The 16,135-nt window shown below is 57.9% G+C and carries 21 protein-coding genes; 14 read left to right on the forward strand and 7 right to left on the reverse strand.

Annotated features, from left to right (window positions below; translation table 11 throughout):
* Nucleotides 1-55 precede the first annotated feature (55 nt).
* Together rlmB and ABLU50_RS19310 are read left to right on the forward strand one after the other, a co-directional pair.
* Nucleotides 56-787: a 23S rRNA (guanosine(2251)-2'-O)-methyltransferase RlmB gene (gene rlmB / locus ABLU50_RS19305; RefSeq protein WP_002885669.1), complete on the forward strand. Its 732-nt coding sequence runs from the start codon at nucleotides 56-58 to the stop codon at nucleotides 785-787.
* 124 nt (nucleotides 788-911) lie between these two features.
* Nucleotides 912-2,549 (forward strand): isovaleryl-CoA dehydrogenase, encoded by a 1,638-nt coding sequence (locus ABLU50_RS19310; protein WP_087832371.1) that lies wholly within the window; start codon nucleotides 912-914, stop codon nucleotides 2,547-2,549.
* Here ABLU50_RS19310 and yjfN read toward each other — a convergent pair.
* Both yjfN and bsmA read right to left on the reverse strand, forming a co-directional pair.
* On the reverse strand, nucleotides 2,540-2,815 hold the full coding sequence (gene yjfN / locus ABLU50_RS19315) for a DUF1471 family protease activator YjfN (RefSeq protein WP_004206450.1): 276 nt from the start codon (nucleotides 2,813-2,815) through the stop codon (nucleotides 2,540-2,542). The genes ABLU50_RS19310 and yjfN overlap by 10 nt on opposite strands.
* Nucleotides 2,816-2,952: 137 nt before the next feature.
* On the reverse strand, nucleotides 2,953-3,261 hold the full coding sequence (bsmA, locus tag ABLU50_RS19320; RefSeq protein WP_004206451.1) for a biofilm peroxide resistance protein BsmA: 309 nt from the start codon (nucleotides 3,259-3,261) through the stop codon (nucleotides 2,953-2,955).
* 209 nt (nucleotides 3,262-3,470) lie between these two features.
* Between bsmA and yjfP the strand changes: the two genes are divergently transcribed.
* Entirely contained in the window at nucleotides 3,471-4,187 is a 717-nt protein-coding gene (yjfP, locus tag ABLU50_RS19325; RefSeq protein WP_087832370.1) for an esterase, read from the forward strand.
* On the opposite strand, the gene ulaR is transcribed toward yjfP, so the two are convergent.
* Together ulaR and ulaG are read right to left on the reverse strand one after the other, a co-directional pair.
* Nucleotides 4,184-4,939 carry an HTH-type transcriptional regulator UlaR gene (gene ulaR, locus ABLU50_RS19330; RefSeq protein WP_004206453.1) on the reverse strand — a complete coding sequence of 252 codons (756 nt, stop codon included), beginning with the start codon at nucleotides 4,937-4,939 and terminating at the stop codon, nucleotides 4,184-4,186. The genes yjfP and ulaR overlap by 4 nt on opposite strands.
* A 107-nt stretch (nucleotides 4,940-5,046) precedes the next feature.
* Nucleotides 5,047-6,111: an L-ascorbate 6-phosphate lactonase gene (gene ulaG, locus ABLU50_RS19335; RefSeq protein WP_049003758.1), complete on the reverse strand. Its 1,065-nt coding sequence runs from the start codon at nucleotides 6,109-6,111 to the stop codon at nucleotides 5,047-5,049.
* 363 nt (nucleotides 6,112-6,474) lie between these two features.
* On the opposite strand from ulaG, the gene ulaA reads away from it, so the two are divergent.
* From ulaA to ABLU50_RS19365, 6 genes are read left to right on the forward strand one after another with little or no spacing between them, the layout of a single operon-like run.
* Nucleotides 6,475-7,875, forward strand: coding sequence for a PTS ascorbate transporter subunit IIC (gene ulaA / locus ABLU50_RS19340; RefSeq protein ID WP_087832369.1), 1,401 nt, complete (start codon nucleotides 6,475-6,477; stop codon nucleotides 7,873-7,875).
* A gap of 12 nt (nucleotides 7,876-7,887) precedes the next feature.
* Entirely contained in the window at nucleotides 7,888-8,193 is a 306-nt protein-coding gene (ulaB, locus tag ABLU50_RS19345; RefSeq protein WP_002885682.1) for a PTS ascorbate transporter subunit IIB, read from the forward strand.
* Nucleotides 8,194-8,202: 9 nt separating this feature from the next.
* Entirely contained in the window at nucleotides 8,203-8,670 is a 468-nt protein-coding gene (gene ulaC / locus ABLU50_RS19350) for a PTS ascorbate transporter subunit IIA (RefSeq protein ID WP_023319570.1), read from the forward strand.
* A gap of 13 nt (nucleotides 8,671-8,683) precedes the next feature.
* The gene (gene ulaD, locus ABLU50_RS19355; RefSeq protein ID WP_008807179.1) at nucleotides 8,684-9,334 is read left to right on the forward strand and encodes a 3-keto-L-gulonate-6-phosphate decarboxylase UlaD; all 651 of its coding nucleotides are present in this window, start codon (nucleotides 8,684-8,686) and stop codon (nucleotides 9,332-9,334) included.
* A gap of 9 nt (nucleotides 9,335-9,343) precedes the next feature.
* On the forward strand, nucleotides 9,344-10,198 hold the full coding sequence (locus ABLU50_RS19360; RefSeq protein WP_017900591.1) for an L-ribulose-5-phosphate 3-epimerase: 855 nt from the start codon (nucleotides 9,344-9,346) through the stop codon (nucleotides 10,196-10,198).
* Nucleotides 10,198-10,884 carry an L-ribulose-5-phosphate 4-epimerase gene (locus ABLU50_RS19365; protein ID WP_087832368.1) on the forward strand — a complete coding sequence of 229 codons (687 nt, stop codon included), beginning with the start codon at nucleotides 10,198-10,200 and terminating at the stop codon, nucleotides 10,882-10,884. The genes ABLU50_RS19360 and ABLU50_RS19365 overlap by 1 nt, the downstream gene beginning before the upstream one ends.
* A gap of 63 nt (nucleotides 10,885-10,947) precedes the next feature.
* On the opposite strand, the gene ABLU50_RS19370 is transcribed toward ABLU50_RS19365, so the two are convergent.
* Nucleotides 10,948-12,141: an MFS transporter gene (locus ABLU50_RS19370; protein WP_048322748.1), complete on the reverse strand. Its 1,194-nt coding sequence runs from the start codon at nucleotides 12,139-12,141 to the stop codon at nucleotides 10,948-10,950.
* Between the two features lie 149 nt (nucleotides 12,142-12,290).
* Nucleotides 12,291-12,566: a DUF1471 domain-containing protein gene (locus ABLU50_RS19375; RefSeq protein WP_004206463.1), complete on the reverse strand. Its 276-nt coding sequence runs from the start codon at nucleotides 12,564-12,566 to the stop codon at nucleotides 12,291-12,293.
* 341 nt (nucleotides 12,567-12,907) lie between these two features.
* Between ABLU50_RS19375 and rpsF the strand changes: the two genes are divergently transcribed.
* Genes rpsF through rplI form a run of 4 tightly spaced genes read left to right on the forward strand, consistent with a single transcriptional unit; the run spans nucleotide 12,908 to nucleotide 14,346 of the window.
* Complete coding sequence (gene rpsF / locus ABLU50_RS19380; RefSeq protein ID WP_002885691.1) at nucleotides 12,908-13,303, forward strand: 30S ribosomal protein S6; 396 nt, start codon at nucleotides 12,908-12,910, stop codon at nucleotides 13,301-13,303.
* Between the two features lie 5 nt (nucleotides 13,304-13,308).
* Nucleotides 13,309-13,623 carry a primosomal replication protein N gene (gene priB / locus ABLU50_RS19385; protein ID WP_002885722.1) on the forward strand — a complete coding sequence of 105 codons (315 nt, stop codon included), beginning with the start codon at nucleotides 13,309-13,311 and terminating at the stop codon, nucleotides 13,621-13,623.
* Nucleotides 13,624-13,627: 4 nt separating this feature from the next.
* Nucleotides 13,628-13,855, forward strand: a complete 228-nt coding sequence (gene rpsR, locus ABLU50_RS19390) for a 30S ribosomal protein S18 (protein WP_000135199.1) — start codon at nucleotides 13,628-13,630, stop codon at nucleotides 13,853-13,855.
* A gap of 41 nt (nucleotides 13,856-13,896) precedes the next feature.
* Complete coding sequence (gene rplI, locus ABLU50_RS19395) at nucleotides 13,897-14,346, forward strand: 50S ribosomal protein L9 (protein WP_004206464.1); 450 nt, start codon at nucleotides 13,897-13,899, stop codon at nucleotides 14,344-14,346.
* A gap of 108 nt (nucleotides 14,347-14,454) precedes the next feature.
* Here the strand turns inward: rplI and ABLU50_RS19400 are convergent, their stop codons facing one another.
* Nucleotides 14,455-15,129: a LysM-like peptidoglycan-binding domain-containing protein gene (locus ABLU50_RS19400; protein WP_023319573.1), complete on the reverse strand. Its 675-nt coding sequence runs from the start codon at nucleotides 15,127-15,129 to the stop codon at nucleotides 14,455-14,457.
* A gap of 219 nt (nucleotides 15,130-15,348) precedes the next feature.
* Here ABLU50_RS19400 and fklB point away from each other — a divergent pair, with 219 nt between their 5' ends.
* Entirely contained in the window at nucleotides 15,349-15,969 is a 621-nt protein-coding gene (gene fklB / locus ABLU50_RS19405; RefSeq protein WP_002886687.1) for an FKBP-type peptidyl-prolyl cis-trans isomerase, read from the forward strand.
* Nucleotides 15,970-16,135 lie beyond the last annotated feature (166 nt).

Here is a 16,135-nt window from a genome sequence, read left to right on the forward strand (position 1 = left end):
TGCTGACGCAGGACGGGGTGAAGGGCGGATAACAGAACCTAAAACGAGTACATCAATGAGTGAAATGATTTACGGCATCCATGCGGTGCAGGCACTGCTGGAGCGCGCACCTGAGCGTTTTCAGGAAGTTTATATTCTGAAAGGCCGTGAGGATAAGCGCCTGCTGCCGCTGATCCACGCTCTGGAAGCGCAGGGCGTGGTGATTCAGCTGGCCAACCGCCAGTTTCTCGATGAGAAGAGCGAAGGCGCGGTACACCAGGGGATCATTGCCCGCGTGAAGCCGGGGCGTCAGTATCAAGAGAATGATCTGCCGGATCTGCTGGCGCAGCTCGATCAGCCGTTCCTGTTGATCCTTGACGGTGTGACCGATCCGCATAACCTCGGCGCCTGCCTGCGCAGCGCCGATGCTGCCGGCGTGCACGCGGTGATTGTGCCAAAAGATCGTTCCGCGCAGCTGAATGCGACGGCGAAGAAAGTGGCCTGCGGCGCGGCGGAGAACGTCCCGCTGATCCGTGTCACCAACCTGGCGCGCACCATGCGTCTGTTGCAGGAGGAGAACGTCTGGATCGTTGGAACCGCAGGTGAAGCCGACCATACGCTGTTCCAGAGCAAAATGACCGGGCCGATGGCGCTGGTGATGGGCGCGGAAGGCGAAGGCATGCGCCGCCTGACCCGCGAGCACTGCGATGAGCTGATCAGCATTCCGATGGCGGGCAGCGTCTCCTCGCTGAACGTCTCGGTGGCCACCGGCATCTGCCTGTTTGAGGCGGTACGCCAGCGCAGCTAAGCTGACCCGCTGACGAAACTGAAAAGCCATCCTTCGGGATGGCTTTTTTGTGACCGCTCTCGCGGGCGAGTATCCCCCCGGATAACCATACTTAGGGTTATCGCCATTGATGGAGGGAGACACGATGCACTGGCAAACGCACACCGTTTTTAATCAACCGACCCCGCTGAATAACAGCAATCTGTTCCTGTCCGATACCGCCTTACGTGAAGCGGTGGTCCGCGAAGGTGCCGGCTGGGATGGCGATCTGCTCGCCAGCATTGGCCAGCAACTGGGGACCGCAGAATCGCTGGAGCTGGGACGCCTGGCCAACAGCAACCCGCCGGAGCTGCTGCGCTATGACGCCACCGGCGCCCGACTGGACGACGTTCGCTTCCACCCCGCCTGGCATCTGCTGATGCAGGGGCTGTGCGCGAACCGGGTGCATAATCTCGCCTGGCAGGAGGATGCCCGTGAAGGCGCGTTTGTCGCGCGCGCCGCTCGCTTTCTGCTTCACGCCCAGGTAGAGGCCGGAACGCTGTGCCCGATAACCATGACCTTCGCCGCGACGCCCCTGCTGCAGCGCGCCCTGCCCGCGCCTTTTGGCGACTGGCTGTCGCCGCTGCTGAGCGACCGTTACGATCCCCACCTCGCCCCGGGCGACCAGAAGCGCGGTCTGCTGATTGGCATGGGGATGACCGAGAAGCAAGGGGGTTCCGATGTGCTGAGCAATACCACCCGCGCGGAGAAAACAGCGGAAGGGTTTTACCGGCTGGTGGGACACAAATGGTTTTTCTCGGTGCCGCAGAGCGATGCGCACCTGGTGCTGGCCCAGACGCCTGCGGGTCTGTCGTGCTTCTTTGTGCCGCGCCTGCTGCCCGACGGGCAGCGCAACGGGGTGCGTCTGGAGCGCTTAAAAGAGAAGCTCGGCAACCGCTCCAACGCCAGTAGCGAAGTGGAGTTTTATGACGCCTGCGGCTGGCTGGTGGGTGACGAGGGCGACGGCGTGCGGCAGATCCTCAGGATGGGCGGTCTCACCCGCTTTGACTGCGCGCTGGGCAGCCATGCCCTGATGCGCCGGGCCTTCTCAGTAGCGCTGTATCATGCGCTACAGCGTCAGGCGTTCGGTAAAAATCTGGTCGATCAGCCGATGATGCGCCAGCTGCTGGGGCAAATGGCGCTCCGTCTTGAAGGACAGACCGCGTTTCTGTTTCGTCTGGCGCGAGCCTGGGACCGTCGGGATGATGCCCGGGAAAGCGCCTGGGCGCGTCTGTTTACGCCTGCGGCCAAGTTTGCCATCTGCAAGGCCGGTATCCCGTTTGTCGCTGAGGCGATGGAAGTCCTGGGAGGGATCGGCTATTGCGAGGAGAGTGAGTTGCCGCGGTTGTATCGCGAGATGCCGGTCAATAGCATCTGGGAAGGCTCCGGCAATATTATGTGCCTCGATGTGATGCGGGTACTGAGCAAGCAGCCGGCGGCGATGGAGCTGCTGGCCGCGGAGTGTGCGGAGGTGAAAGGACAAAACCGCCATCTCGACCGCGCATGGCGTCAGCTGCAGCAATTGCTGAAACGACCCGCCGAAGAGCAGGGCAGAGAGATTGCCCGGCTGGTCTATCGTCTGGGGGCGGGGGCGCAGATGCTGCGTTTCGCTTCGCCGCCGCTGGCCGAAGCCTGGTGCCGGATGATGCTCGACACGCGCGGCGGCATACGTCTTGACGCGCCGACCCTCAACGACCTGCTGCTGCGGGCCATGGGGCGGGGGCGCCAGGCGCCTCAGGCGTAGAGAATGGCCTGCACGCGCCAGCTGTCCGGCTGTTGTTCCTCGTACATCTGAATAATGCGATACCAGGAGGCGCCTTGCTCGTCCGCTTTGCGGGCAATGGCGTGCTCCACATCCTGTTGGCTGCCGGAAAGATTAGCGACGGAGATCAGACCGATTTCATTCAGGCCGGTGACGCAATCCGCGCTGGCGAATTCGGCTGACTGCGCGGACGTGTTGGCCGTCGCAGTGGTTAACAGCAGGCTGGATAGGGTAAAAGATCGTTTCATCGTCAGCTCCATTTCACGTAGTCCCAAGGGCAGTCCGTTGCTAACGTCCTGCCAGGTGGCTGGCCGAACGTTATTATGCACAGGAGAACGTGAATGGACGCAAAGCTATGTAAAGCAGATTTAAAGACACCGCCTCGTCATCGACGATAGAGGATCGCCTGCGAATACCACTGGCCGGGTACCATGGTGTCATCGATCATGATGATGACGTAGTAATCGGCTTTGGCCGCTTCTGCTTTGGCCTTCAGCGCCGCTTCGACATCCATCGGCGAACCGTACATCAGTACGCTCACCGTAGCCATTTTCTGCAGGCCAGCCGTCTGGTTGCGCTGGATCTCCTGCGGATGGTCGGTGGCGGGCGGCGGGGCTTCCGGCGTTCCCTGCAAAGCACTACACCCGCTGAGAACGATAGCCAGTAACCACGGAGACAACCTGCGCATAACCATATCTCGTTTCCTGATAGTGATAGTGTAGTGGTAGCCTTAACAGGATTTCCGGGGAATGTTCCCGAACTGTTATCTCTGACGCGATTTTCGAATGAAAATGTTGTGAAAGCGTAACCGGGTTCTCAACATTATGAATCGTAGCAAACTGGGTTGCCTGGTGAATGCATTTTCCCATGCCGCCTAACCACAATAGAGAAGGGAGACGATAAATGATTGCACTAGAAACGCGCAACCTCGGCGGTGGCGAAATTTTGCATGCCTGCCCGCAGGAGAGTCTGGACAAGCCACTGCCCTGTATCGTCTTTTATCATGGCTTTACCTCGTCGAAACTGGTTTACAGCTACTTTGCGGTGGCGCTGGCCCAGGCGGGTTTCCGGGTGATTATGCCGGACGCGCCGGAGCATGGCGCGCGCTATCACGGTGATGAGACCGGGCGGATGCAGCGCTTCTGGCCGATCTTGCAGCAGAATTTCAGCGAGTTTCCCGCGCTGCGCGAGGCGATTATCGCCGAAGGCTGGCTGGAAGGAGAGCGACTGGCGGTGGCGGGGGCGTCGATGGGGGGAATGACGGCCCTGGGTATCATGACGCACCATCCCGAGCTGAACAGCGTCGCCTGCCTGATGGGATCAGGCTATTTTCGTTCGCTGTCGCAAACCCTGTTTCCCTCGCCTGGCTTTGATGGCGACAGCCTCAGCGAATGGGATGTCAGCCATCAGCTGGCGTCGCTCGCCCGGCGGCCGCTGTTGCTCTGGCATGGCGATGCCGACGACGTGGTGCCGCCGGAAGAGACCTTCCGTCTTGAGCAAGCGCTCAGGCAGAGCGACCTTGCAGCCAGGCTGACCTGCGTCTGGCAGAAAGGCGTCCGCCATCGCATCACCCCGGAGGCGCTGGCTACGACGGTCGCCTTTTTTCAGCAGCATCTTTAAACGCGGATCACGCTGACGCCCTGGTCCTCAAGCTGCTTGAGGATCGCGGCATCGGCCTGTTTGCCGGTGATCACCACGTCAATTTGCCCGGCCTGGCTGAATAACATCCCGGCGCGCTCGCCGATCTTGCTGCTGTCGACCAGCACCGCCAGCTTGCCGACCACGCTGAGCATTTTCTGCTCGGCCATGGCGGTCAACATATCGGTTTTGTATAATCCCTCGGCGGTTAACCCTTTGCCGCTGGTGAACATCCAGTGCCCGGCATAGAGGCTGTTTTCACTGCCGTGGGGGCTGAGGGTGATGGCGTGGCTGCGGTTGTACTGCCCGCCCATGATAATCACGCTGTCGTGTTCCTGGTCGATCAGGTAGTTGGCCAGCGGCAGATAGTTAGTGATGATCTGCACCGGTTTGCCGCACAGTTCACGCCCCAGCAGAAAGGCGGTAGAGCCGCAGTTGATGACGATGCTTTCACCCGGCGCGATCAGCTGCGAAGCGGCGCGCGCAATACGCACTTTTTCATCCAGATTCTGTGCCTGGTGGATATTCATCGGCGTCCAGCGGGGGCGCTGCTCGCTAATGGCTTCCGCGCCATTGCGTACCTTTTTCAGTTTGCCGCTTTCATCCAGCTTGTTGATATCACGTCGGGCCGTTGCGGGTGAGATCCCAAGCCGCGACATCACCTGCTCTACGGTAACAAACCCCGTTTGGGCGAGCAGATCCAGCAGAATTTGGTGCCTTTGCGCTTCCGTCATGAGCGAATCCGATTAAAAGTGAACGGCAAAGATGATATTTGAAATCATGTGAAAATACTAACCCTCAGGCGGGGTATTTCCGGCAGGCAGGGCCTGCCGGAGGAGGTTTACAGGAAGGATTTGAACGGCAGATCCGGCTCGATGGTGAAGCAGTCGTCGAAGCCGCGCGGGTAGTGATATTCGAAATTGTCTTTATCCAGCGGCCAGGTAAATTTGCCGCCGACCTGCCAGATAAACGGCTTAAAGCCGTACTTCAGACGATCTTTTTTCATCTCCCACAGGACGCGGATCTCCTGCGGATCGGCCTGAAAGTTCGACCAGATATCATGGTGGAACGGGATCACCACCTTCGCGTTGAGCGATTCTGCCATGCGCAGGATATCGGCGCTGGTCATTTTGTCGGTGATCCCGCGTGGGTTCTCGCCATACGAGCCGAGGGCGACGTCAATCTGATGCTCGTTGCCATGCTTCGCGTAATAGTTGGAGTAGTGGGAATCGCCGCTGTGGTACAGGTTGCCGCCCGGTGTTTTAAACAGATAGTTGACCGCGCGCTGGTCCATCCCGTCCGGCAGCACGCCGGCAGCTATTTGATCCGCCGGGAGGGTGATCAGCGCGGTACGGTCGAACGCGTCGAGCGCGTGGATCTCAATGTCCTTAATCTTCACGACATCGCCGGGCTTCATGACGATACAGCGCGCTTTCGGCACGCCCCAGCCGATCCACATATCGACGCAGGTTTTCGGGCCGATAAACGGCACATCGGCCGGGCAGTTCTGCATGACGGCGGCGGCGACGTTGACGTCAATATGATCGTTGTGATCGTGGGTCGCGAGGACCGCGTCAATCTGGCGAATGGCGAATGGATCGAGTACGAACGGGGTGGTGCGCAGATTGGGCTGGAGCTTCTTCACCCCTGCCATCCGCTGCATCTGATGGCCGGTTTTCATCAGTGGATTGCCGTGGCTCTGCTTGCCGGTGCCGCACCAGAAATCGACGCAGACGTTGGCGCCGCCTTCGGATTTCAACCAGATGCCGGTACAGCCCAGCCACCACATGGCGAAGGTGCCGGGCGCAACCTGCTCCTGCTCAATCTCTTCATTCAGCCAGCTACCCCATTCCGGAAAGGTGTTCAGGATCCATGATTCACGGGTGATGGTCTGTACTTTACTCATCGCGGTCTTCCTCGTGTATTTTCAAAAGTAATCATTATTTGATTTGATTTGATTTATGTTGTCACTGTGCTTCCAGGATTGCAATCATGTTTTCCATCCATTTTGCGATCTGATACGCATGATATCCCGTCTTTTTCACAGCTTACGTGCCTTGGTTTTTGTTTTATATATATGATTTAAAATGTTTATTTCTGTTTCATTATAAATGAATGGAAATAACCTGAGTGAAGGAAAGGATTATTGCGGTGTGCGTCACATTTAATCAAATTTAATCTTGTTGTGATTATTTTTGATTATTAGAGTGAGCAACGAGAAATGCTGAGCGTAAGGCGCGTTCAGCGCCTTCACCATCGGGAGTGTGTTATGGCAATCCTCTACAACATCTTTACCGTTTTCTTTAATCAGGTGATGACTAATGCCCCGCTGCTGCTGGGTATCGTGACCTGCCTGGGCTATATCCTGCTGCGTAAAAGCGTCAGCGTGATTATCAAAGGCACCATCAAAACCATTATCGGTTTCATGCTGTTACAAGCCGGCTCCGGCATCCTCACCAGCACCTTTAAACCGGTGGTGGCGAAAATGTCAGAGGTGTACGGCATTAACGGCGCCATCTCTGACACCTATGCCTCGATGATGGCGACCATCGACCGGATGGGCGAGGCCTATAGCTGGGTGGGCTACGCGGTGCTGCTGGCGCTGGCGCTGAATATCTGTTACGTCCTGCTGCGCCGGATTACCGGCATCCGCACCATCATGCTGACGGGCCATATCATGTTTCAGCAGGCGGGGCTGATCGCGGTCTCGTTCTTTATTTTCGGTTACTCCATGTGGACCACCATCATCTGCACCGCGGTGTTGGTGTCACTCTACTGGGGCATTACCTCCAATATGATGTACAAGCCTACTCAGATGGTCACCGACGGCTGCGGGTTTTCTATCGGGCACCAGCAGCAGTTCGCCTCGTGGATTGCCTACAAAGTGGCGCCCTGGCTGGGGAAAAAAGAGGAGAGCGTCGAAGACCTCAAGCTGCCTGGCTGGCTGAACATCTTCCACGACAACATCGTTTCCACCGCGATTGTGATGACTATCTTCTTCGGTGCGATCCTGCTCTCTTTCGGCATTGACGTGGTGCAGGCGATGGCGGGTAAAACCCACTGGACGGTCTATATCCTGCAGACCGGTTTCTCCTTCGCGGTGGCGATTTTCATCATCACTCAGGGCGTGCGGATGTTCGTCGCCGAGCTGTCCGAAGCCTTCAACGGTATCTCGCAGCGTCTGATCCCCGGGGCGGTGCTGGCCATCGACTGCGCCGCCATCTATAGCTTCGCGCCGAATGCGGTGGTCTGGGGCTTTATGTGGGGCACCATCGGTCAGCTGATTGCCGTCGGCATTCTGGTCGGCGTCGGCTCCCCGATTCTGATTATTCCAGGCTTTATCCCTATGTTCTTCTCCAACGCGACGATTGGCGTTTTTGCCAACCACTTTGGCGGCTGGCGCGCGGCGCTCAAAATCTGCCTGGTGATGGGCATGATTGAAATATTCGGTTGCGTATGGGCGGTGAAACTCACCGGCATGAGCGCCTGGATGGGGATGGCGGACTGGTCGATTCTGGCGCCGCCGATGATGCAGGGCTTCGCCTCCGTCGGGCTGGCGTTTATGGCCGTCATCATCCTGATTGCACTGGCTTATATGTTCTTCGCTGGCCGCGCGCTGCGCGCCGAGGAGGACGCGGAAAAACAACTGGCAGAGGCCTCTGCCCAATAAGGAGTTCTGATTATGACCGTACGTATTCTGGCTGTGTGTGGTAACGGGCAAGGCAGTTCCATGATCATGAAAATGAAGGTGGACCAGTTCCTGACGCAATCCAACATCGACCACACGGTAAACAGCTGCGCGGTAGGTGAATACAAAAGCGAGCTGAACGGCGCGGATATCATCATCGCTTCAACCCATATCGCGGGGGAGATTACCGTCTCCGGTAATAAACATGTGGTGGGCGTGCGTAACATGCTTTCGCCAGCGGATTTCGGTCCCAAGCTGCTGGAGGTGATTAAAGCTCACTTCCCGCAGGACGTGAAATAAGGAGCGGCCATGAAACTTCATGAATCGCTGGCGCAGAACCACTCCATCCGCCTGCAGGCGGAAGCGGAAACCTGGCAGGAGGCGGTAAAAATCGGCGTCGATCTGCTGGTGGCCGCCGACGTCGTGGAACCGCGCTATTACCAGGCCATTCTCGACGGCGTGGCCGAGCACGGCCCCTATTTTGTGATTGCCCCCGGGCTGGCGATGCCGCACGGGCGGCCGGAAGAGGGCGTCAGGAAAACCGGGTTTGCGCTGGTGACCCTGAAAAAACCGCTGATTTTCAACCACGAAGATAATGACCCGGTCGACATTCTGATCACCATGGCGGCGGTTGACGCCACCACTCACCAGGAGGTGGGGATTATGCAGATCGTTAATCTGTTTGATGATGAAGCCAATTTCGACCGTTTACGCGCCTGCCGCAGCGAGCAGGAAGTGCTGGATTTAATTAAAAACGCCACCGCGGCGGCTGTTTAAAAGGAACACTATCATGTCATTACCTATGTTACAGGTCGCACTGGACAACCAAACGCTGGCCAGCGCCTACGAGACCACCCGCCTGATCGCCGAAGAGGTGGATATCATTGAAGTCGGCACCATCCTTTGCGTCGGGGAAGGGGTGCGTGCGGTGCGCGATCTGAAAGCGCTGTACCCGCATAAAATTGTGCTGGCGGACGCCAAAATCGCCGACGCCGGCAAGATTCTGTCGCGGATGTGCTTTGAAGCCAACGCCGACTGGGTCACGGTGATCTGCTGCGCCGATATCAATACCGCCAAAGGGGCGCTGGATGTCGCCAAAGAGTTCAACGGCGACGTTCAGATCGAGCTAACCGGCTTCTGGACCTGGGAGCAGGCGCAGGCATGGCGCGAGGCGGGCATCCAGCAGGTGGTCTATCACCGCAGCCGCGACGCGCAGGCGGCGGGCGTGGCGTGGAGCGAGGCGGATATCAGCGCAATTAAGCGTCTGTCCGATATGGGCTTCAAAGTGACCGTCACCGGCGGCCTGGCGCTGGAGGACCTGCCGCTGTTCGCTGGCATCCCCATCCACGTCTTTATTGCCGGGCGCAGCATCCGCGATGCCGCTTCGCCGGTGGAAGCGGCGCGCCAGTTTAAACGCTCTATCGCCCAGCTGTGGGGTTAAGGAGCGGCTATGTTGGCGAAACAAATTCCGCTCGGCATCTATGAAAAAGCGCTCCCCGCCGGGGAGTGCTGGCTGGAGCGGCTAAAGCTGGCGAAAGCGCTGGGCTTTGATTTTGTGGAAATGTCCCTCGATGAAACGGACGCTCGCCTTGCGCGGCTGGACTGGAGCCCGGAGCAGCGTCTGGCGCTGGTCAAGGCGGTGGCCGAAACCGGCGTCCGGGTGCCATCGATGTGCCTGAGCGCCCATCGCCGTTTTCCACTGGGCAGCGAAGATGACGCGGTGCGTCTTCAGGGGCTGGAAATCATGCGCAAAGCCATCCAGCTGGCGCAGGATGTCGGGATCCGGGTGATCCAGCTGGCAGGTTACGACGTCTATTACCAGCAGGCGAACGATGAGACGCGGCGCCGCTTTCGCGATGGCCTGAAAGAGAGCGTCGAGATGGCCAGCCGGGCCCAGGTAACCCTGGCGATGGAGATTATGGACTACCCGTTGATGAACTCGATCAGCAAAGCGCTGGGCTACGCCCATTACCTGAATAATCCGTGGTTCCAGCTTTATCCCGATATCGGCAATCTGTCGGCGTGGGATAACGACGTCCAGATGGAGCTGCAGGCCGGCATGGGGCACATCGTGGCGGTGCACGTCAAAGATACCCGGCCCGGCGTCTTTAAAAACGTGCCGTTCGGCGAAGGGGTCGTCGATTTTGAACGCTGCTTCGCAACCCTCAAACAGACCGGCTACTGCGGCCCGTATCTGATTGAGATGTGGAGTGAAAGCAGCGCGGATCCGCTAGCGGAAGTGGCGAAGGCGCGCGACTGGGTGAAAGCGCGGATGGCCCGCGCCGGGCTGATGGAGGCGGCGTAATGCAACAACTGAAACAGCAGGTGTTCGAGGCCAATATGGATCTGCCGCGCTACGGCCTGGTGACCTTCACCTGGGGCAATGTCAGCGCGATTGACCGGCAGCGCGGGCTGGTGGCGATCAAACCCAGCGGCGTGGCCTACGACGCCATGACCGTCGATGACATGACGGTGGTCGATCTGCAGGGCAACGTGGTGGAAGGACGCTGGAGTCCCTCCTCTGATACCGCTACCCATCTGGCGCTCTATCGCCGTTATCCCGGCCTTGGCGGGGTGGTGCATACCCACTCGACGCACGCTACCGCCTGGGCGCAGGCGGGGCTGGCGATCCCGGCGCTCGGCACCACTCATGCGGACTATTTCTTCGGCGATATCCCTTGCACCCGGGCGCTTAGCGCGCAGGAGGTGGATGAGGCCTACGAGCTGAACACCGGGAAGGTGATTATCGAAACGCTGGGCGAGGCAAACCCGTTGCATACGCCGGGGATCGTCGTCTATCAGCACGGGCCATTCTCCTGGGGGAAAGACGCCCACGAGGCGGTGCACAACGCGGTAGTGATGGAAGAGGTGGCGCGCATGGCGTGGATTGCCCGCGGCATTAATCCGCAGCTGCAGCCGATTGATAGCTGGCTGATGGAAAAACATTTTCTGCGTAAGCACGGGCCGAACGCCTACTACGGGCAGAAGTAAACGACGCGCTCCGGGGCTTTCACCGTCACGGTGAAACAACTGGTCTGGCCCCGGAGCCGTTTTTTAGCCCTGACGATAAGCTGACGGCATAGCGCGCATGCCGATTAGCGTGACCACGCAAATTATCGCGCCAGCGTAAAATGTCGAAGCGGCGCCGAAGGTTTCCCACAGCACTCCGGCGCAGGTACTGGCCAGCAACAGCGCCAGGCCGCTCATCAGGTTGAACATACCGAACGCCGTGCCGCGTAGCTCCTGCGGCGCCGTATGGGCGACCATCGCCGCCAACAGCCCTTGGGTCATCCCCATGTGAATTCCCCATAGCGCGACCCCGACCAGCAGCGTGCTCCAGTGGCCGCTGAGGGCCAGCACGATATCGGCGAGGATCAGCACCAGCAGTCCCCACTGCAGCAGTTTGCTGTGGCTCATGCTGTCAGAGAGCTTACCGAACGGGTAGGCCGTAACGCTGTAGACGAGGTTCATCGCCACCATCACCAGCGGAATAGTAAACAGCGGGATCTCCATCTGCTGGGCGCGCAGCACCAGAAAGGCTTCGCTGAAGCGGGCAAGGGTGAAGATGCTGCCGATGGCGACCACCCACCAGTAGGCGGCGGAGAGCTTTTGCAGATTTTCGCGCTTCAGCGGATTACTGCGTTTATGACCGATGGCGGATTTTGGCTCCTGCAGACCAAAACCCAGCAGGAGAATGGAGAGCACGGCGGGAATAACCGCCACCCAGAATATGGCGTGAAAATCGTTGGCCCAGATAAACATCAGCAGCACAGCCAGCAGCGGGCCGAGAAAGGCGCCAATGGTATCCAGCGCCTGACGCAGCCCGTAGGCAGCGCCGCGGATCTCCGGTGGGGTGACGTCGGCGACCAGCGCGTCTCGCGGCGCGCCGCGAATGCCTTTGCCTACGCGGTCTATCATGCGGGCGCTAAACACCACGCCGGCGGTCGGGGCGATGGCAAACAGCGGCTTGCTGAGCGCGCCCAGGCCGTAGCCCAGCAGCGCCAGCCCTTTGCGCTTGCCGACGTAGTCGCTGATCGCGCCGGAGAAGACTTTCAGGATCAGGGCGGTGGCTTCCGCCAGCCCCTCGATAAGACCGATAATGATCACGCTGGCGCCGAGGGTGGTGGCCATAAACAGCGGTAAGAGACTGTGGATCATCTCGGACGACACATCCATCAGCAGGCTGACGCCGCCGAGCACCCAAACGCCTTTGGGGATGCGGCCTAAGGTGGCGAAACGCGGAACCATCCATTACTCCTGATTATCAAAAAACAGACTGATGATTAAATCAGGTTGCAATGACGCTGATAAGTCGGTTTATAAAATAATTCTCAATTGCGTTTAGGTGAGGGTTTCGCTTCGCCCCTCGCGAGGAGAGGCGAAGAATGGGCCCGGCGTTAGCGGTATATCACCGCGCTGGCGCGAAGCGGGCCGTTGGTTTCTGGTTCATGCATCAGGATGGGCTGGAAGTATTTCGCCCCCTGCGCATCGCTCAGCTGGCTAAGGGCCTGTTCAGCCTCGTGCTCAGTGGCCATATTATGATTGATATAGATAACGCCGAGGCTCTGCACGTCGTCCATGTTGCGGGCCTGTCGTTCGGTGATTTGGATAGCTGCCAGCGCGTTGGCGCTGAAGAAAAGCGCAGCCATCATGGCGATGATTTTCAGTTTCATATACTACGCTCCTGACTGACAGTCCTGACGCTGACTCGGGGGCTCTCCTGTGGTCGTTGGGCTTTGATATAAGTGTAATCGCTGCGCGTTCGTCGCATGGCGACCTTTTCTGATGCAGTTGTTCAAAAAAATGCCGCTTCCTTTGCTGGTTAATTTTAAATCACCCACTTAGCGCAACTTGACGCATAGTGCGAATTATTTGTGCAAATGCGCTTGTGTTCCTGGGGGGCCGCCATTAGAATGACGCGTCAATTTTTCAGCCGCCCTTTAACACGTTCCTTGCCTCCATGGGCCGCGGCTGACCCAGACAGGAGGCTGAATAATCCGTAAGGAGCAATTCGATGCGTCATTACGAAATCGTTTTTATGGTCCATCCTGACCAGAGCGAACAGGTTCCGGGCATGATCGAACGTTACACTGGTGCAATCACTGCAGCAGCAGGTACGATCCACCGTCTGGAAGACTGGGGCCGCCGTCAGCTGGCTTATCCGATCAACAAACTGCACAAAGCTCACTACGTTCTGATGAACGTTGAAGCGCCGCAGGAAGCGATCGATGAGCTGGAAACTAACTTCCGCTTCAACGACGCCGTTATCCGCAGCATGGTAATGCGTACTAAGCACGCTGTTACCGAAGCATCTCCGATGGTTAAAGCGAAAGACGAGCGCCGTGAGCGTCGCGAAGATTTCGCCAACGAAACCGCAGATGATTCTGAAGCTGGGGATTCTGAAGAGTAATCCTGATGACCAACCGTCTGGAGCTGTCCGGCATTATTTGCAGGACTCCACTTCGTAAGGTCAGCCCGTCAGGAATTCCTCACTGCCAGTTCGTGCTTGAGCATCGTTCAGTGCAGGAGGAAGCCGGTTTTCACCGGCAGGCATGGTGTCAGATGCCCGTTATTATTAGCGGTCACGAGAACCAGGCCATTACTCACAGTATAACGGTCGGTAGCGCAGTAACCGTTCGAGGGTTCATCTCTTGCCATAAGGCAAAGAACGGCTTGAGCAAAATGGTTCTGCATGCCGAGCAGATTGAATTGATAGATTCTGGAGACTAGCCATATGGCACGTTATTTCCGTCGTCGCAAGTTCTGCCGTTTCACCGCGGAAGGCGTTCAAGAGATCGACTATAAAGATATCGCTACGCTGAAAAACTACATCACCGAAAGCGGTAAGATTGTCCCGAGCCGTATCACCGGTACCCGTGCAAAATATCAGCGTCAGCTGGCACGCGCTATCAAACGCGCTCGCTACCTGTCCCTGCTGCCGTACACTGATCGTCATCAGTAATCGGTCACGGTCCATTAATACGACTTTGAGAGGATAAGGTAATGCAAGTTATTCTGCTTGATAAAGTAGCAAACCTGGGTAGCCTGGGTGATCAGGTTAACGTTAAAGCGGGCTATGCTCGTAACTTCCTGGTCCCGCAGGGTAAAGCTGTTCCTGCTACCAAGAAAAACGTTGAATTCTTCGAAGCGCGTCGCGCTGAACTGGAAGCCAAACTGGCTGACGTTCTGGCAGCTGCTGAAGCTCGTGCTGCGCAGATCAACGCCCTGGAATCCGTAACCATCGCGTCTAAAGCTGGCGACGAAGGTAAACTGTTCGGTTCCATCGGTACTCGCGACATCGCTGACGCTGTCACTGCAGCAGGCGTTAAAGTTGCTAAGAGCGAAGTTCGCCTGCCGAACGGCGTTCTGCGTAACGTTGGCGAGCACGAAGTGGACTTCCAGGTTCACAGCGAAGTATTCGCTAAAGTTATCATCAACGTGGTTGCTGAGTAATCGGCATCTGACGTTCTGGTAACAACAAACCGCCGGCCTTGTGCCGGCGTTTTGCTTTCCAGAGCCCTTCATTTTGCGGCGGCGTAACGCTCGCTGTCGTCTTCTCTGCTAGCGCGCACGCACAAAACTGCCATTCGACTGGCGGGTAAACAGCACCTGCTGACCATTGCCGGTATCAATAGTGAGCCCGGTGACCACGCCGTTGGCGTTCTGCCGAATCTGCACCGTCTGTCCGCTCTGCAACGTGCTTAATGGTTTACCAGCGCCTTCAACCTGCGCCATGGCGTAGACGTCGGTGGCCGGCAGCCCATGATCGCGGAACAGCTGGGCCAGGGTTTTGCCCGACTCGATGCGATAGGTTCGCCACTGTTGCTCAATGCCCGGCGCGGACTGCTGCGATGAGGATTGATAGGGCTGGGAGGCAGCGGGCTGTTGCGTTTGCGCCTGGTCCGGTTGCTCATCCTGAATCGGCTCCGGGGCGACCGGTGCCATCTGGTCGGCATCGCTCACGGTAGGCGTATTGGTGATCGGCGGCAGGGGAACGGCCTGATTGCCGCCAGCTTGCGGCTGGGACTGCGACTGCAGATTCAGATTTGCTTCACGGCTGGTGGTCGCCGGGTTTTGGCTATCGTCAGAGGGAAGCAGAATGCCGATGATAACCAACAGGAAGCCAGCAATAATTCCCCGGCGGTGCATTGGGGGCAGTGGGTCCAGGAGGCGAAAATGATCCGGGGCGTGCCAGATTTTCGCCAGGGTAGATGTCAGTTCAAAGCGCCCGGGCATGGCTTTCCTCCTGCTCCGCATATTTTTATCCTGCATATGAGTATAGATGGCTAACGTCCTGATGACCGGAACAAAGTGAAGTTAACCTGATGCCGCCTATTGTTTCTTTTTCGCTGAGATTTGTCATCATCCGCCGACAAAGTTTTACCCATTTCGCTATGGCTGTTATGCTTCCGGACGCTTTTCTCTTGATGTTTATCACCCAAAAAAGGAACAAAGATGGCAACCCCAACTTTTGACACTATCGAAGCGCAGGCAAGTTACGGTATCGGCTTGCAGGTTGGACAACAGCTGAGCGAATCCGGCCTGCAGGGGCTGCTGCCGGAAGCGTTGGTGGCGGGTATCGCCGATGCGCTGGAAGGTAACCAGCCGCAGGTGCCGGTAGAAGCCGTCCACCGTGCGCTGCGTGAAATCCACGAGCGCGCCGACGCCGTGCGTCGCGAGCGTTTCCAGGCGATGGCCGCTGACGGCCAGAAGTACCTTGATGAAAACCGCGAGAAAGAGGGTGTGAACAGCACCGAGTCCGGCCTGCAGTTCCGCGTGCTGACCCAGGGCGAAGGCCCGATCCCGGCCCGTACCGACCGCGTACGCGTGCATTACACCGGTAAACTGATCGACGGCACCGTCTTCGACAGCTCCGTCGCCCGCGGCGAACCGGCAGAGTTCCCGGTGACCGGCGTAATCGGCGGCTGGATTGAAGCGCTGACCCTGATGCCGGTAGGTTCCAAATGGGAACTGACCATCCCGCACAACCTGGCCTACGGCGAGCGCGGCGCTGGCGCGTCGATCCCTCCGTTCAGCACCCTGATCTTCGAAGTTGAACTGCTGGATATTATCTAAACAGCAGAGGCTTCCTCTTCCCCAGCGGCGGGGGAAGCCACAAAAATAGCGTAAAATCCTTAAGTTAAAAATTAATTGGAATTATGTTTTGCATTCATCGCGTATGGGTGTATTTTTGTGAGCTATTTCGCGTTAGATGAGTGATATAACACTCACTTTAAACATA

The sequence above is a fragment of the Klebsiella sp. GG_Kp173 genome (assembly GCF_040062415.1).
Lineage (GTDB): Bacteria > Pseudomonadota > Gammaproteobacteria > Enterobacterales > Enterobacteriaceae > Klebsiella > Klebsiella quasipneumoniae.

Coding starts and splice junctions, on each gene's coding strand:
- rlmB (WP_002885669.1), top strand. CDS start 56: ATGAGTGAAATGATTTACGGCATCCATGCGGTGCAGGCACTGCTGGAG.
- ABLU50_RS19310 (WP_087832371.1), top strand. CDS start 912: ATGCACTGGCAAACGCACACCGTTTTTAATCAACCGACCCCGCTGAAT.
- yjfN (WP_004206450.1), bottom strand. CDS start 2,815: ATGAAACGATCTTTTACCCTATCCAGCCTGCTGTTAACCACTGCGACG.
- bsmA (WP_004206451.1), bottom strand. CDS start 3,261: ATGGTTATGCGCAGGTTGTCTCCGTGGTTACTGGCTATCGTTCTCAGC.
- yjfP (WP_087832370.1), top strand. CDS start 3,471: ATGATTGCACTAGAAACGCGCAACCTCGGCGGTGGCGAAATTTTGCAT.
- ulaR (WP_004206453.1), bottom strand. CDS start 4,939: ATGACGGAAGCGCAAAGGCACCAAATTCTGCTGGATCTGCTCGCCCAA.
- ulaG (WP_049003758.1), bottom strand. CDS start 6,111: ATGAGTAAAGTACAGACCATCACCCGTGAATCATGGATCCTGAACACC.
- ulaA (WP_087832369.1), top strand. CDS start 6,475: ATGGCAATCCTCTACAACATCTTTACCGTTTTCTTTAATCAGGTGATG.
- ulaB (WP_002885682.1), top strand. CDS start 7,888: ATGACCGTACGTATTCTGGCTGTGTGTGGTAACGGGCAAGGCAGTTCC.
- ulaC (WP_023319570.1), top strand. CDS start 8,203: ATGAAACTTCATGAATCGCTGGCGCAGAACCACTCCATCCGCCTGCAG.
- ulaD (WP_008807179.1), top strand. CDS start 8,684: ATGTCATTACCTATGTTACAGGTCGCACTGGACAACCAAACGCTGGCC.
- ABLU50_RS19360 (WP_017900591.1), top strand. CDS start 9,344: ATGTTGGCGAAACAAATTCCGCTCGGCATCTATGAAAAAGCGCTCCCC.
- ABLU50_RS19365 (WP_087832368.1), top strand. CDS start 10,198: ATGCAACAACTGAAACAGCAGGTGTTCGAGGCCAATATGGATCTGCCG.
- ABLU50_RS19370 (WP_048322748.1), bottom strand. CDS start 12,141: ATGGTTCCGCGTTTCGCCACCTTAGGCCGCATCCCCAAAGGCGTTTGG.
- ABLU50_RS19375 (WP_004206463.1), bottom strand. CDS start 12,566: ATGAAACTGAAAATCATCGCCATGATGGCTGCGCTTTTCTTCAGCGCC.
- rpsF (WP_002885691.1), top strand. CDS start 12,908: ATGCGTCATTACGAAATCGTTTTTATGGTCCATCCTGACCAGAGCGAA.
- priB (WP_002885722.1), top strand. CDS start 13,309: ATGACCAACCGTCTGGAGCTGTCCGGCATTATTTGCAGGACTCCACTT.
- rpsR (WP_000135199.1), top strand. CDS start 13,628: ATGGCACGTTATTTCCGTCGTCGCAAGTTCTGCCGTTTCACCGCGGAA.
- rplI (WP_004206464.1), top strand. CDS start 13,897: ATGCAAGTTATTCTGCTTGATAAAGTAGCAAACCTGGGTAGCCTGGGT.
- ABLU50_RS19400 (WP_023319573.1), bottom strand. CDS start 15,129: ATGCCCGGGCGCTTTGAACTGACATCTACCCTGGCGAAAATCTGGCAC.
- fklB (WP_002886687.1), top strand. CDS start 15,349: ATGGCAACCCCAACTTTTGACACTATCGAAGCGCAGGCAAGTTACGGT.